Here is a 14,598-nt window from a genome sequence, read left to right as displayed (position 1 = left end):
AACCACTTTAATTTACGAGTTCAGCAAAATATCCAGACAATACAGTGACAATAAAATCAACTAATTTTACGACATTTGACTAACAAATTAAAAAAGTCAGAAAGTAATTACTGGCTTATTGAAACAAACTATTAAAATAAAAACACATGAAAAAAGTTTTACTTACATTAGCTGCCGTAGCTGGTTTGACAGTCGCTTCACAAGCGCAAGAATTTGGTTTCAAAAAAACTGACTTCATTGTTGAAGGTAATCTTTCAGCAAATACTTCAAATGATAAAACGGAACACGTAAAAACAAACTCATTTAACTTCAACCCTTCTGTTGGTTACTTTGTTACGGATAAAATTGCCGTAGGTTTAGATTTCAACGTTGGTAACAATAAAAAAACAACAAATGTTGATCAAGCAAATGAGTCTTATGTAAAAGGCAATAGCTTTGGTGTAGGTGCATACGGACGTTATTACTTCCTTGAATTAGGATCACGTTTCAAAACCTACGCTCAATTAGGTGCTGGCTATGCGCAAGAGGATGGAAAAATCAATGACGGCGTTAAAACAACTGATATCGCTAAAACAAAAGCTTTTGGTGCTAACGCTGGTTTAGGTATCAATTACTTTGTAACACCTAAAATCGCTATCAACTTTGGTTTGACTGATTTATTGTCATTCAAAACTTCAAAACTTGACGTTGACGGAGCAAAATCATCTAACGAATTTAACGCAAACATCAATAGCTTCAACAACTTCTTTGATACTGCTAAATTTGGTTTAACATTCAAATTCTAGTTTATAACACTAGAATATCCAATACAAAGAAAAGGCGATAAGATACTTATCGCCTTTTCTTTGTATACGAGCTGCTTAATTATATCGCTTTACAATACGCAGTTTATGCGAATATTTATTCAATTCCCGGTTAAAGATACCTTCGTTGTCCATTCGATCAATACGTACTTTAGCGGATGCATGGATAATGGTATCCCGATCCAGCATAATGCCTACATGTGTAATCCGTCCTTCGGCATTGTCAAAATAAGCTAAATCGCCTGTCCTAATCTCCGAAACAAAATCAACGGTATCGCCGATTTCCGCCTGCTGATAGGCATCTCTTGGCAGGTTGATCCCAAAGCAACTATAGATTAACTGAGAAAAACCTGAACAGTCAATTCCCCATTGTGAACGCCCGCCCCATAAATAAGGCGTATCCTTATAGCTCATGGCAAGTTGAGCCACCTCCGTCTCAAAATCAGCCCTGGAAAAGGCATTGACACTCCCTTGATAAGTCAGCGCCAGCTCACCTAAAGTAACCCTATTGGCTTCATTTAAATAAAGTTTTGTGCCGTGACAGAGATGCAGCCGACTTTCCCCGTTAAAAAGCAATCCACCCTCCCTTCCGACGACATTGGGTTTCCCCGCAAAATACCGCGCTATATCCGCCGCGTCTACGGCCATAAACTGACCATTCTGAATCCATCCCAAATAGTCCGTCTCCAACATCCTGATCGCTGTCCAGTCAGGCTGAGCGTCCAGAATTTCAAATAATTCACCAAATAACACCTGGGAAACCATCTCACTCCGATGTGCCTGCTCCGAACGCAAAGGAACCAGCGCAAGTGTACAAATACCATATTTCATTGGCCAAATAAAACAAAACTGTCAGATCTGTGATTATATATTATAAAACGAAGATAAATTAATTATAGTAGATATGGAGAATACAAATTTAAAATTCAAAAGAATACTCGTTGCAGTCGATGATGCTCCATGTTCTGAGAAAGCTATTCTATATGCCCGAGAATTGGCGCAGGTATTCCGTGCTTCCGTTGCCCTGGTCACTGTAATTCCGCCTACCTCACCAACAAATTTCGGGGCGGATCCCCTATTGGGCCAGCAGCCTATTATCGTACCCGAAGTATCTGAAATGGAACAGGAAAACGCACAAAAATACCTAGAAAAATTAAGCCGGGAATTTGTCGGTTCGGAAGAAGTCTATCTTTTCAATCGAATCGGATCCGTTAAAGAAGAAATTCTTGCGGCTTCTCATGAATGGTCAGCCGATCTGATTATCATGGGATCCAACGGCCGGAGTGGATTTGATCATTTTATTTCAGGTTCCGTATCTGAATCCGTTATTCGCAAAGCGACCTGCCCTGTACTAGTCATTCCAAGTAAATGTGATTAATCTAGAGGAACCTATCGCCCGGAGTTATCTGTAGACAAAAAAGAGCCTATTCTCAAAAAAGAATAGGCTCCTGTATACTTCTTATTGCACCACTCGACTTATTTTTTGATCAAGCGGGCAACGAACATACTATCTGCCCGCTCTGTATAACCGTCCAAAAGACGCATACTCTCCAGTTCAAAGCCCAAATTACTTAAAATATAATCAACCACATCCTCATTTTCGGCTTTAAACACCGAACAGGTAATATAAATCAGTGGTTTTCCTACTTTCACATATCCCGCAACATGTCCCGCAATTGTTTTCTGCAAAGCGCTAAATTCCGCAATCTTGGCCGTTTCAAATTCCCGGATCATCTCTGGTGTACGCCCCCAGGTACCTGAACCCGTACAAGGTGCATCCAGCAATACACCGTCAAATTTCTCATTTCCTAGGATTGGATAAGGATCCTTTGTCAGATCCAATATTTTCTTGCGGTAATGTTTGATACCGGCATGATCAAATCGCTCATCCAGGTTACGGAGGATACTCATCCGGAGATCAGACACCAATAAATCAACAGAAGGGCATGCATCCATTAATAAAAGAGATTTACCACCAGATGCTGCACAGGCGTCCCACCACGACTCTTTTTCCTCAGGCTTCATAAACTCAAGCGTCCGCTGCGAGGATAAATCCTGCACCTCAATGAGCCCGTCCAATGCTGAAAGCCGCTGTAATGAAGTCCCATTGGGCAAAGAGATTGTCTGATCGCCCAATTCACTATAAGGAATCTGGTTTTCATCCAAAATGGCGCGTACCACCTTATTTTTACCGCGTTTTACCCGAATATACAAATGTGGCTGAACCAATTGACTCTTCAGAAATAGCTTGGTATCTAGCTGCGCGGAAAAATAGGCTGTAAAAGGAAATAAGTCTTCTACCTTCAGCAGGCCTTCAGCTTCCAGAAAAGCAATCTTTTCGTCCAAAGATAAACCCATTCTACTACTATACTCCGGTTCCAGCAGTTCAACCAAAGGGCTCTCTTTTTCACATAAAAACTCAGCAAGCACCAATCTGCGTTGCTGCGACAACTGTGACGCAGCTCGGCCCAGACGGAAATAATTGTAGCACAAACGGGAAGTAGACCGACGGTCCGAAGACCCCATCTGTTTATTCTCCTTAAAAAAAGTCGTTAAATAGCGTGAAAATGGTTGATCCCCTTCAAATCCATCCATCGCCCGCTCAAAATTACGTATTTGTTGGTAAACACGCTTTTCACTCAATTCAGCCATTCAAAGATTATTTTCTTTCAAATTTCTTGTTGTGATAAACCATAATCCCCAGCGCTCGATTTGCATAGCCCCACTTCGGATAGAACTCAAACTTATAATCGCTATTGAGTCCCGAGAATTTTTCCTGGGTCATATGGCTTACGTAATCCACACCATATTTATGCAGTAGACGGCCAAAATAAACAGCAGCATCATAACCCTTATAGGAGAATTCAGAAGGATCTACTTTATACAGCGATTTGTAATGTGATATAAACTTTCTGGTATCGCTATCGGAATCATCGGCCAAGCTAGACGAAGTAATCGTTAAGCTATAAAAATCCATATTTTCAAAGTTTTCAAAAGAAAGTTTTGAAAGATTCGGATGACCATATAACTTAAATTGGTTACCGGGATTCAAAAAACGCTCATCCATCGCGTCCAACAAACCCTTTATCAGGTTTTTATTTGCTGTTCCGGATACGATATGGTTTGTTCCTGTCAATACGAGACTATTCTTGAGTTCATTGATACTCACAACCGTTTTTACCTTTGCCTGGGCATTCGCTTTTGTGATTCCACTGGCAAAATTGACCAAAAACTGTTTGCTTTCATCGTCTCCGGCATCATAGATCAAAATCTGATCACCATTATAATATTGATCGGCGACATATTTGGCCATTGTTTCGGAATGCGTCCGTATCGATGGTGTCATAGACACCAGGTTGGGCACACTGAATTCCGAGGCCATCGTCGCTGCTAAGGGGGACACTTGAAGAACGTTCTTGTTCGCAAAGGTTTGCGCAAAGCTTCTGATTTCCCGCGGGTAAACAGGACCGACAACAAGTGCTGCATCCTTTACTGCCGCAGCTGTTCCCAAAGACGCGTTATAGGCTACATTATCACGTGAGTCGATGACCTGCAAATCAAACAGCATTCCATCTTTGGCGATCTTGTCCAGACCTATCTGAAAACCTTGGTAAAAATCCAATGCCAGAGCAGAACGCCCGACATCCTCAGCAGTCACCGTTTTGGCAATACCATTTAATTCAAAGGGCAAGAGCAGTGCAATTTTATTGTTCTTAACCAAATGGCCATTTATAGTCTGCACATCGCCTACTTTGACAACAGGCTTATCTTTCTCCTTGTTTGGTTTGGTGACAGCAGTTTGCTGTTCGCCCCCGCTAGAAGAGGGCGAACGCAATACTGTGCTTTTTTTGGTTGTACAGCTTGCCAGGCATAATGCCACAAGCGCTGCAACCCATATTTTATTCCCACTCAATCGTAGCGGGTGGTTTTGAACTGATATCATATACAACTCTGTTTATTCCTTTCACATGGTTGATAATTTCATTTGAAATTTTTGCCAACAGGTCATATGGTAGATGAATCCAATCTGCAGTCATGCCATCAAGAGATCCTACAGCTCTTAAGCTCACAACATGCTCGTAAGTACGCTCGTCGCCCATTACCCCTACCGAACGCACAGGTAAAAAGATCGTACCAGCTTGCCATACTTTATCATACCATCCGGATTCTTTCAGGTTATTGATAAAGATTGCATCCGCTTCCTGAACGATTCTTACTTTTTCGGCTGTAATATCACCCAAAATACGAATGGCTAAACCCGGTCCCGGAAATGGATGTCTTCCCAATATCGCCTGATCTACCTCTAATGCTTTCCCAACTCTTCTGACTTCATCTTTAAATAAAGTCTTCAATGGTTCAACAACTTTCAGTTTCATAAAATCAGGCAGACCGCCGACATTATGGTGTGATTTTATTGTCGCTGAAGGGCCTTTGACCGAAACCGATTCGATGATATCCGGGTAGATTGTACCCTGACCCAACCATTTCGCTTCAATACCTTCTGGCAATTCTTTTTGGATTTCCTTTGCCGCCTCATCAAATACATCGATAAAGGAATTACCGATGATCTTGCGCTTCTCCTCAGGCTCTGAAACTCCTGCCAAACGACCGTAGAAAAGGTCCTTTGCATTAATTCCTTTAATATTTAAACCCATATTTTTGTAAGAATCCAATACCTGCTCGTATTCATCTTTACGGAGCAAGCCATGATCTACAAAAATACAGTGTAAGTTCTGTCCGATAGCATGGTGCAATAAAACTGCAGCAACAGTAGAATCCACACCTCCAGATAAGGCCATAATCACGTGGTCATCCCCCAACTGTTCTTTCAGTGACGCGACTGTAGTCTCTACAAATGCATCCGGTGTCCAATCCTGCGCACATCCGCAGATACCCACGACGAAGTTTTTCAACAAAATAGCCCCATCGGTACTATGGGTTACTTCGGGATGGAACTGTATACCATAGGTACGTGTACCTTTGACCTGATATGCCGCTACACGCACTTTATCTGTACTGGCAATGATCTCAAAATTGTCGGGCACCTCTTTGATGGTGTCACCATGAGACATCCATACCTGAGATTGTACCGGTACACCTGCCAATAAATCATTTTCACTATTGACAAATTGCAGATTTGCACGACCATACTCACGGATTTCAGATGGCAATACATTTCCGCCCGATTGCTGCGCAATATATTGGGCTCCGTAACACACTCCTAAAAGTGGGAAACGCTCCTGGATAGCGACAAAATCAATTTGAGGTGCATCCTCTTGTCGAACGGAAAACGGACTTCCTGAGAATATAACACCTTTCACAGATTCATCAAAATCTGGCAATTTATTAAACGGGTGTATCTCACAATACACATTTAGTTCTCTGACACGTCTTGCAATTAATTGCGTGTACTGAGACCCGAAGTCTAGAATGATAATTTTTTCTGGCATGCTGCAAAGGTAAGTATTACGAATGAATTATTAAATGTCAAATCAGGAAATAATGCCTGCTTTTAACAGTTCAGCTTCCATTTCTTTTTGTAGTTTTAGGGCCTCCTCACGCGCGCGCTCCGCAAAGTCAGGTCCTTTTGAAGCATAAATAATCCCTCTTGTGCTATTGACCAGGAGTCCACAGTCTTTATTCATGCCATATTTGCAGACATCTTCCAATGAACCACCTTGTGCACCGACCCCAGGCACCAATAAAAAATGTTCGGGTGCATGTTCACGGATTTTAATAAAACCTTCCCCTCTCGTCGCGCCGACCACATACATTAGATTTTCGGTATTGCCCCAAGTGTTTACTTTGTCTATAACCTGTTCAAATAATTGAAGGCCATCTCGGTTTTCAAAATTCTGAAAATCTAAACTCCCTTCATTGGATGTCAGTGCCAATACGATGGCCCATTTATCCTTGAACTCCAAAAAGGGTGTAACAGAGTCTTTCCCCATGTAGGGCGCGATGGTAATACTATCGAAACCCAAACCTGAATTTGACTCATCAAAAAATGCCATCGCATACCGGCCTGAGGTATTTCCGATATCACCACGTTTGGCATCCGCTATACTGAAACAATCTTTTGGCAATGCTGCCCAGGTTTTTTGAAGCGACTGCCATCCTTTTAGACCATAACATTCATAGAAAGCAATATTTGGTTTATAAGCGACGCATAAATCAGCTGTAGCATCAATAATTGCTTTATTGAAACTATAGATCGGATCCTCATCATCCAACAGATGCTCTGGAATCTTAGTAAGGTCTGTGTCCAATCCGACACATAAAAACGAACGTTTCTCTTTAATTTGATGAATAAGTTCTGCTCTGGTCATGCTAATGTATAGATTGTAATTATTTATTGATTAAATCTTGAATATAGGTTGTCACTTCCGGGCTGGAATAATCCGCCATACCTTCGTGCCGTGTCGCAAGCTTGCCCTCCTTGTCCAAAATAACGGTACTTGGGATAGACTCCGAAAGCCATTCTTTTGGAATATCACTATTCGGGTAACTAATCGGTAGCGTCAGCTTTTCATTTTTGACAAAAGCTGCCGCCTTCTCCTTATCGCCCTCGATCTCCACAATCAGAAATACAACATGCGGATTATCCTTAAATTTATCGTAAAGCACATTGATGGAGGGCATCTCGGCCCGGCATGGCCCGCACCAGGTTGCCCAAAAGTTGATAAAAACCACCTTACCTTTTAGATCCGCTATCCCTATTGTTTCTCCCGAATGATTTACAAAAGAAACAGCCGCACCGACATCCTTTTCATCCGCAGGGAGCGGGTCAGCGACCGGCTGTGGTGCTTCCAATTTCGGTTTAAACAAACCGATTTTCATCAGTTGCTGCTGAAAATAACTTCTGCTTGTCGGCCATATCAATAAACCGATGAGCAGCACAAAGACAACATTGCCGATGATCTTTTTTGTTTTTGGATTCATAAAAAGAAATGCAGTTGATTAAGCATCAAATTTATCCAGCAGCTTCAGCAAAGTCGCAAAGTCTTTTGGATAAGGTGCCTCAAACACCATTTGCTCACCATTTAGTTCAAACTCCACATGTTTTGCATGTAGGGCAAAACGTTTCATGATCGGTTGCTCCTCCTCATCCTTGGATAAGGTATAGCCCCTTTTCTTTATTTGTGACAGATAAACAGGTTTCCCGCGGTACATGCTATCCCCTACAATGGCCGCATGTTGCGTGGCCAGGTGGATACGGATCTGGTGCATCCTTCCAGTGATCGGTTTACACTCCACTAAGGTGTAATTCTTATAGTATTTAAGCGAATTAAAGATGGTTTCGGCAGGCTTACCATTGGCACGGTCAATAGAAACGTTTTTATTTCCCTGATTCAAGATCGGCAAATCAACGACAAGATCCTGAAAGGTATGTGTACCGCCAATGATTGCGTGATAGATCTTATTGACTCTACGTTTTTCGAATGCGATCGAAATCGAACGATAGGTCTCCGGATTTTTCGCAATCAACAAAATTCCGGAGGTCTCTTTATCCAGACGATGGCAGACCTGCGCATCAGCATGATATTTCTTTGCCAAACGGAGAATGTTGATCTCTCCCCCTTCCCTTTCATCCAAAGAAGCAACAAAAGGTGGTTTATTTATAACAATCAAATTTTCATCTTCATGGATGATTAATTCTGAAAATTTGGGGAATTTAAATAGACGGGTTTCATTCTGTATCATTTTACAAAAATACAAAACACAAGGCAGAATATTGGCCAATGTATGATAAAAACCTTACTTTTGGGCATATAATATAAGTCAAGATGTCTGTAAACAAAGAAATAAAACGAGTAAGCACAGCGATGCTACAAGCCATGAAAGACCGTAAAGAGAAGATTTCTATGCTGACGAGCTATGATTACTCCATGGCCAAAATGGTGGACAATGCCGGTGTGGATGTTATTCTGATCGGAGATTCCGCGGCGAATGTATTCGCTGGCTATGAAACTACCTTGCCGATTACCCTCGACAATATGATCTACCACGCAGCGGCTGTTGCCAGAGGCACCGAACGCGCCATGGTCCTTGCGGACCTACCTTTCGGTAGCTATCAGGGTTCAGCCAATGAAGCCTACAATGCTGCCGTACGTATGATGAAAGAATCCGGCGCCCATGCATTGAAATTGGAAGGTGGCTTAGAAATCATCGACAACATCAAAAAGATTATTTCGGGTGGAATTCCTGTCTGTGGACATTTGGGCCTGACTCCTCAATCCATCAATAAATTTGGCAATTTTGGTGTCCGTGCCAAGGAAGAACAGGAAGCGGCCAAACTTATGGAAGATGCATTGGCTCTTCAGGAGGCCGGTTGTTTTGCCATTGTACTGGAAAAAATTCCTGCGGCTTTGGCAAAAGCCGTGACTGAAAAATTGGCCATTCCAACTATAGGCATCGGCGCTGGTGCTGATTGTGACGGACAGGTGCTCGTGATCAATGATATGCTGGGCATGAATGCGGACTTTAAACCCAAATTTATGCGACATTTTGCCAACTTACATGAGCAGATCACGACAGCAGTAAGCAATTACGTAGCTGAAGTCAAAGCAGTGCAATATCCAAATTCGGAAGAACAATATTAATAAGCGCTATGAGGTTGTTGATCATCGGACTAATTCTCCTTGTGGCTTACCTGATGATTCGAAAAAAATTCAATCTTTTCGAATCATCAGACACGAATTCAAAAAATTTAAAATCGGGTTTTCAATTGATAGAAGCCCCAGCTGCTCTTATCCGGTCTACCTTAAAGAAAACAATCTCGAATGTCCTTATGGGGCTACTGCTGATTCTTATCACGGTATTGCTTTTTGTGAAAATTAAAATCGTATTACTGCTTCTCCCAATAGCCTTCTTTTTAATTGGTTACTTCTTTCTTTTCAACAATCACTTCAGCAAAATCAAGAGTCAGCAGATCTGGTTTAATGCCAAAACCAACGAGGTTTTTGTAGAACAACTGCAAGCCGAAAACTATGCTTTCAATATTTTCCAGGATGTGCTGGCCGTACAAAAGATCGAGTCTATTCAGACAACAAGAGGCCTGCTGTATGGGTACTATCGGATAAAACTAAAACACCAACTTTTGGAAATCCCCTATTTACTGGCTGAAAATAAACCCGCCAATAACCTGTTTTTTGAGACACTCGCCCAAAACTTCAAAATTGAAACCCAGAAAAGAATTTTTCCAATCATTTAATACTTAATGTATTGCAGAGATAAAAGAAAAGTAGTATATTTAGGTTACTTAAGAATACATTGTTAAAACCAAAATATTTTATACTATGGGAAAAGGTGATATCAAAACCAGAAGAGGAAAAATATCAAATGGTTCTTTTGGAAAAAGAAGGCCGCATTTATCGAAAGCATCCATCAAGCCAAAAGTAGATGATGCAGCTCCAAAAGCAGTTGAACCGAAGGCAACTAAAGCAAAAAAATAATCAGTACAAAGCTAGAACAGGTTTCTAGCTTTTTTTGTGGCATGTAGTTCCATTTAACTCACATGCTGTAGATTCGTTGCCAGCTCGTACTGTTCTGTATTGTAAAATCCTTTTGACAACCGGTATCATCATGAGAATAAAGCTATCTTTATCCTCCAGATCAAAAAACCAGATAAGGACTATACCGCATGAATAAAAAAACGACCCTCTACATTCTTTTAGCCTGTGCTGTTATTGGAGGTGGATATTTTCTCATAAATCCCAAAAAAGACAAAAAAGAAGCTGATAAATCTGCTGTCAAAAAAGATATTCCTGTTGCTGCGCAGGCAATTATAGCAAGATCTTCTGTAGCCGACCGGTCCATTAATTTGTCCGGCAGTATCGATGCCGAAGAAAAGGTGGAAATCAGAAGCGAAGTCAGTGGTCGAATTACAAAAATTTACTTTTCTGAAGGACAACGGATCCAACAGGGGCAACCTTTGATCAAGATTGATGATATTGAGTTGCAAGCGCAACTCAAACAGGCGCAGACAACGAATCAGCTGAATGCAGAAAACGAACGTCGCGCAAAATTATTGCTTCAGAAAGGAGCAATCAGCCAGGAGGAATTTGATATCGCCAGTGCGGCATTAAAGACTGCACAGGCGCAGATCCAGCTGATTCAGGCCCAGATCTCCAAAACAACCGTACGTGCACCGTTTAGTGGCATGATTGGCCTAAGAAATATTTCAGTTGGTGCTATCGTCTCATCCAATACGCTGATCGCAAATTTGGTTAAGGACAATTTCGTTAAGATTACCTTTGCTATTCCGGAAAAATACAGCAGTGTAGTCAAACTTAACACGCCCATTGAGTTCAGTGTTGCCAATGACCCGGCAGTTATCAAAGCTAATATTTATGCCATAGAGCCTGAGGTCTCCCTGAATACCCGCACCCTGACTGTCCGTGCACGCGCAGCAAACGAACAGGGGCAGCTTCGTGTAGGTTCCTTTGTCAATGTCATCCTGCCGATAGAAGTCGAAAATGATGCCATTGCTATTCCCACGGAAGCAATCGTTCCGGTCCAGGATGGAAAAAAAGTCTTTATACTAAAAAATGGACTCGCAAAAGAAACTAAAGTTGAAACCGGCGCCCGTACCGATAAGGAGATTGTTATCCTATCTGGCATAAGTGCCGGAGATACCGTATTGACAACAGGTGTTCTTGCCTTAAAAGATGGAGTAAAGGTTAAAGTATCATTAGCTAACTAACTGTACATGAATTTATCTGCTATTTTTATTAAGCGCCCTGTGCTCACCATTGTCGTCAATATAACGATTATTCTATTTGGCTACATTGGCTTTAGCTTTCTGGGTGTTCGCGAATACCCCTCCATTGACCCGGCCATCGTATCGGTACGTACCAATTACGCTGGTGCCAACCCTGATATTATTGAATCGCAGATCACCGAACCGCTGGAGAAAGCGATCAACTCCATTGATGGTATCCGTAATATATCATCCTCCAGCAATCAGGGATCCAGCAATATCACCATTGAATTCGATTTAAAGAAAAATCTGGAGGAAGCTGCCAATGACGTTCGGGACAAAGTATCCCAGGCAGTCAGAAGCCTGCCCCAGGATATTGACGCCCCGCCGGTAGTCTCAAAAGCGGATGCGGACTCTGATCCAATTATTACCCTGACCCTACAGAGCGAAACCAGGGATAAGCTTTCCCTGAGTGACTATGCTGAGAATGTTATTTCCGAAAGACTGCAGACCATTCCGGGAGTCAGTAGTACGCAAATATATGGTCAAAAACGTTATGCCATGCGCCTATGGCTCAACCCCGACCGCATGGCGGCTTACGGCATTACCGCTTCGGATATCCGTACTGCACTGAATAACCAAAATGTTGAATTGCCCTCCGGCAAAATTGTGGGCAATACCACCGAATTAACTGTAAAGACGGTCGGTAACCTTTCTACTCCCGAAGAGTTTAACAATATTGTCCTAAAAGCTGATAGCACGCGCCTGGTAAAGTTTGTCGATATCGGCCGTGCCGAAATTGATGCCGAAAATCTGGAGACCAAGATGGTCAGTAATGGCAAACAGCTGGTCGGTGTTGCCATTATTCCGCAGCCGGGAACAAACTACCTGGATATCGCGAACAATTTTTACAAAATGCTCGATCAGATGAAAGAGGATATTCCCCAGGATATCAGTATCAATATCGCATCTGACAACACCAAATTCATCAAGAAATCGGTTGTTGAGGTAGCTGAGACCTTACTGATTTCCATTATTCTGGTGACGCTTATCATTTACTTCTTCTTTCGCGACTGGGGAATCGCCCTGCGGCCACTATTGGATATCCCCGTTTCACTGATCGCAACTTTTTTTATCATGTACATCTTTGGTTTTTCGATCAATGTACTGACCCTGCTTGCGATTGTTTTGGCTACAGGGCTTGTGGTCGATGATGGAATTGTCGTTACCGAAAATATCTTCAAAAAAGTTGAGGAAGGCATGTCCCCTATTGAAGCTGCGCTAAAAGGCTCCAAAGAGATTTTCTTTGCCGTCATCTCCATTTCCATTACACTAGCCGCTGTTTTCTTACCAGTAATATTTCTAGAGGGCTTTGTGGGCCGATTGTTTCGGGAATTTGGGGTGGTCATCGCATCAGCAGTCTTGGTATCCGCTTTTGTTTCGTTGACCCTGACCCCGATGCTTAATGCTTACCTGATTAAAGGCGGCGGTCACAAAAAGACCCGCTTTTATGAGTGGACAGAACCGATGTTTGTCAAAATGAACAAAGGTTACGCAAATGCACTGGATAAATTCATGAAATTCAAATGGATAAGCTTTCCGATCTTATTGATCTGTTTTGCCATCATTGCTGTAATCTTCTCTTCAATCAAGAAAGAAACTGCTCCCTATGATGACCGCAGTGCCATCATGGTCAATGTCACGGGGCCCGAGGGTGCTACCTATGAATACATGGACCGTTATATGCAGGAACTGGACAAACTGGTTTACGATTCGATTCCCGAAAACAAAATCAGTTTAAATATTACCTCTCCTGGTTTCGGACCTAGTTCGGTCAACTCCGGACGTATCCGGATGACACTTGTCGATCCCGAAGAGCGGACAAGGTCACAAGATGATGTGGCAAAAGAGCTGACCAAATGGACAAAAAAATACGATGGTGTACGTGTCAATGTATCACAGACGCCGACCATTTCCATGAATCGTCGCGGCGGCCTACCGATACAGTACATTATTCAGGCTCAGAATTTTGAAAAGCTTCAGGAGAAGATTCCTGAATTTATGAACGAAGTAAATAGTGATCCTACATTCTCAACAACAGATATCAATCTGAAGTTTAACAAACCCGAACTTCATGTCGAGATAGACCGCTTAAAAGCCCTCAGCATGGGCGTATCTGTACTCGACGTATCCCAATCCCTCCAACTGTTGTTAAGTGGTCAGCGTTTCGCTTATTTCATGCGTGATGGCAAACAATATCAGGTGATCGGCCAGGTCGAAAACGATAGACGGGCGACACCGACAGATCTGACCTCCATTTATGTGCGTAACAATATCGGGCAGCTTATACAGCTGGATAACCTCGTCAATGTCAGCGAAGAAAGTAGTCCGCCACAACTCTATCACAATAATAGGTATATGTCAGCTACAGTCTCCGCAGGCCTGGCTCCAGGCATGAGTATGAGCGATGGTATAGCCGCAATGGACCGTATCAAGGAAAAAGTATTGGACCAAAGCTTTACCACTGACCTCAGTGGTGAATCCCGCGATTTCATCGAAAGTAGTTCCAATACCCTCTTTGCTTTTGGTCTGGCCTTATTGCTGATCTATTTAATACTAGCAGCTCAGTTTGAGAGCTTCCTGGATCCATTTATTATCATCCTTACAGTACCGATGGCAGTTGCCGGTGCACTGATCAGCTTATGGCTATTTGATCAGACCTGGAATATATTCAGCCAGATCGGAACCATTATGCTGATCGGTCTAGTGACGAAAAATGGTATCCTAATCGTTGAATTTGCCAACCAGATGCGGGAGGAAGGTATGGAAAAATTTGAAGCGATCATGCATGCTGCCGAATCGCGTCTGCGCCCCATTTTAATGACCAGTCTGGCCATTGCCCTGGGCGCATTGCCTATTGCGATGTCATTGGGCGCTGCTTCCACAAGCCGTATCGGTATGGGGGTTGTCATCGTTGGTGGTACTATATTCTCGCTGATCCTGACCTTGTTTATTATCCCAGCAATTTATTACATGTGGTCCAGACCAAAGAAACACAGACCTGAATTTGATAACATTAAAAGCTACGAATAG

Annotated in this window: 14 protein-coding genes; 7 read left to right on the top strand and 7 right to left on the bottom strand. The window is 42.4% G+C overall.

The features are described 5' to 3' along the window. Positions 1–146: 146 nt before the first annotated feature. Positions 147–785, top strand: a complete 639-nt coding sequence (locus ABDW32_RS06475; RefSeq protein WP_343560584.1) for an outer membrane beta-barrel protein — start codon at positions 147–149, stop codon at positions 783–785. Between the two features lie 75 nt (positions 786–860). On the opposite strand, the gene ABDW32_RS06470 is transcribed toward ABDW32_RS06475, so the two are convergent. Further along, complete coding sequence (locus ABDW32_RS06470) at positions 861–1,634, bottom strand: C40 family peptidase (RefSeq protein WP_343560582.1); 774 nt, start codon at positions 1,632–1,634, stop codon at positions 861–863. A gap of 73 nt (positions 1,635–1,707) precedes the next feature. On the opposite strand from ABDW32_RS06470, the gene ABDW32_RS06465 reads away from it, so the two are divergent. Then, complete coding sequence (locus tag ABDW32_RS06465) at positions 1,708–2,181, top strand: universal stress protein (RefSeq protein WP_077434802.1); 474 nt, start codon at positions 1,708–1,710, stop codon at positions 2,179–2,181. A gap of 98 nt (positions 2,182–2,279) precedes the next feature. Here ABDW32_RS06465 and ABDW32_RS06460 read toward each other — a convergent pair whose 3' ends face one another. From ABDW32_RS06460 to ABDW32_RS06435, 6 genes are read right to left on the bottom strand one after another with little or no spacing between them, the layout of a single operon-like run. After that, positions 2,280–3,455 carry an RsmB/NOP family class I SAM-dependent RNA methyltransferase gene (locus ABDW32_RS06460; protein WP_343560579.1) on the bottom strand — a complete coding sequence of 392 codons (1,176 nt, stop codon included), beginning with the start codon at positions 3,453–3,455 and terminating at the stop codon, positions 2,280–2,282. 7 nt (positions 3,456–3,462) lie between these two features. Then, on the bottom strand, positions 3,463–4,746 hold the full coding sequence (locus tag ABDW32_RS06455; RefSeq protein ID WP_343560577.1) for a hypothetical protein: 1,284 nt from the start codon (positions 4,744–4,746) through the stop codon (positions 3,463–3,465). Then, positions 4,703–6,253: a glutamine-hydrolyzing GMP synthase gene (guaA, locus tag ABDW32_RS06450; RefSeq protein WP_077434808.1), complete on the bottom strand. Its 1,551-nt coding sequence runs from the start codon at positions 6,251–6,253 to the stop codon at positions 4,703–4,705. Before guaA ends, ABDW32_RS06455 begins: the two co-directional genes overlap by 44 nt. A 42-nt stretch (positions 6,254–6,295) precedes the next feature. After that, positions 6,296–7,132: an orotidine-5'-phosphate decarboxylase gene (pyrF, locus tag ABDW32_RS06445; RefSeq protein ID WP_077434810.1), complete on the bottom strand. Its 837-nt coding sequence runs from the start codon at positions 7,130–7,132 to the stop codon at positions 6,296–6,298. A 19-nt stretch (positions 7,133–7,151) separates the two neighbouring features. Continuing rightward, entirely contained in the window at positions 7,152–7,745 is a 594-nt protein-coding gene (locus tag ABDW32_RS06440; RefSeq protein ID WP_343560571.1) for a TlpA disulfide reductase family protein, read from the bottom strand. An 18-nt stretch (positions 7,746–7,763) separates the two neighbouring features. Further along, entirely contained in the window at positions 7,764–8,507 is a 744-nt protein-coding gene (locus ABDW32_RS06435; RefSeq protein ID WP_077434814.1) for an RluA family pseudouridine synthase, read from the bottom strand. A gap of 83 nt (positions 8,508–8,590) precedes the next feature. Between ABDW32_RS06435 and panB the strand changes: the two genes are divergently transcribed. From panB to ABDW32_RS06410, 5 genes are all read left to right on the top strand, one after another. Further along, a complete protein-coding gene (gene panB, locus ABDW32_RS06430) occupies positions 8,591–9,406 on the top strand; it encodes a 3-methyl-2-oxobutanoate hydroxymethyltransferase (RefSeq protein WP_077434816.1) in 816 nt (271 codons plus the stop codon). 8 nt (positions 9,407–9,414) lie between these two features. Beyond that, positions 9,415–10,017: a hypothetical protein gene (locus tag ABDW32_RS06425; protein WP_343560568.1), complete on the top strand. Its 603-nt coding sequence runs from the start codon at positions 9,415–9,417 to the stop codon at positions 10,015–10,017. Between the two features lie 85 nt (positions 10,018–10,102). Continuing rightward, entirely contained in the window at positions 10,103–10,258 is a 156-nt protein-coding gene (locus ABDW32_RS06420) for a 30S ribosomal protein THX (RefSeq protein WP_077434820.1), read from the top strand. 188 nt (positions 10,259–10,446) lie between these two features. Then, positions 10,447–11,508: an efflux RND transporter periplasmic adaptor subunit gene (locus tag ABDW32_RS06415; protein WP_343560565.1), complete on the top strand. Its 1,062-nt coding sequence runs from the start codon at positions 10,447–10,449 to the stop codon at positions 11,506–11,508. A 6-nt stretch (positions 11,509–11,514) separates the two neighbouring features. Next, on the top strand, positions 11,515–14,598 hold the full coding sequence (locus ABDW32_RS06410) for an efflux RND transporter permease subunit (protein ID WP_343560563.1): 3,084 nt from the start codon (positions 11,515–11,517) through the stop codon (positions 14,596–14,598).

The sequence above is a fragment of the Sphingobacterium sp. genome (assembly GCF_039596235.1).
Taxonomy (GTDB): domain Bacteria; phylum Bacteroidota; class Bacteroidia; order Sphingobacteriales; family Sphingobacteriaceae; genus Sphingobacterium.
The sequence above is the reverse complement of the archived record's forward strand: the minus strand, read 5'-3'. Positions and strand labels throughout refer to the sequence as shown.

Bases quoted from the DNA above. Each gene is read 5' to 3' on its own strand.
- ABDW32_RS06475 (WP_343560584.1), top strand. From the start codon at position 147: ATGAAAAAAGTTTTACTTACATTAGCTGCCGTAGCTGGTTTGACAGTC.
- ABDW32_RS06470 (WP_343560582.1), bottom strand. From the start codon at position 1,634: ATGAAATATGGTATTTGTACACTTGCGCTGGTTCCTTTGCGTTCGGAG.
- ABDW32_RS06465 (WP_077434802.1), top strand. From the start codon at position 1,708: ATGGAGAATACAAATTTAAAATTCAAAAGAATACTCGTTGCAGTCGAT.
- ABDW32_RS06460 (WP_343560579.1), bottom strand. From the start codon at position 3,455: ATGGCTGAATTGAGTGAAAAGCGTGTTTACCAACAAATACGTAATTTT.
- ABDW32_RS06455 (WP_343560577.1), bottom strand. From the start codon at position 4,746: ATGATATCAGTTCAAAACCACCCGCTACGATTGAGTGGGAATAAAATA.
- guaA (WP_077434808.1), bottom strand. From the start codon at position 6,253: ATGCCAGAAAAAATTATCATTCTAGACTTCGGGTCTCAGTACACGCAA.
- pyrF (WP_077434810.1), bottom strand. From the start codon at position 7,132: ATGACCAGAGCAGAACTTATTCATCAAATTAAAGAGAAACGTTCGTTT.
- ABDW32_RS06440 (WP_343560571.1), bottom strand. From the start codon at position 7,745: ATGAATCCAAAAACAAAAAAGATCATCGGCAATGTTGTCTTTGTGCTG.
- ABDW32_RS06435 (WP_077434814.1), bottom strand. From the start codon at position 8,507: ATGATACAGAATGAAACCCGTCTATTTAAATTCCCCAAATTTTCAGAA.
- panB (WP_077434816.1), top strand. From the start codon at position 8,591: ATGTCTGTAAACAAAGAAATAAAACGAGTAAGCACAGCGATGCTACAA.
- ABDW32_RS06425 (WP_343560568.1), top strand. From the start codon at position 9,415: ATGAGGTTGTTGATCATCGGACTAATTCTCCTTGTGGCTTACCTGATG.
- ABDW32_RS06420 (WP_077434820.1), top strand. From the start codon at position 10,103: ATGGGAAAAGGTGATATCAAAACCAGAAGAGGAAAAATATCAAATGGT.
- ABDW32_RS06415 (WP_343560565.1), top strand. From the start codon at position 10,447: ATGAATAAAAAAACGACCCTCTACATTCTTTTAGCCTGTGCTGTTATT.
- ABDW32_RS06410 (WP_343560563.1), top strand. From the start codon at position 11,515: ATGAATTTATCTGCTATTTTTATTAAGCGCCCTGTGCTCACCATTGTC.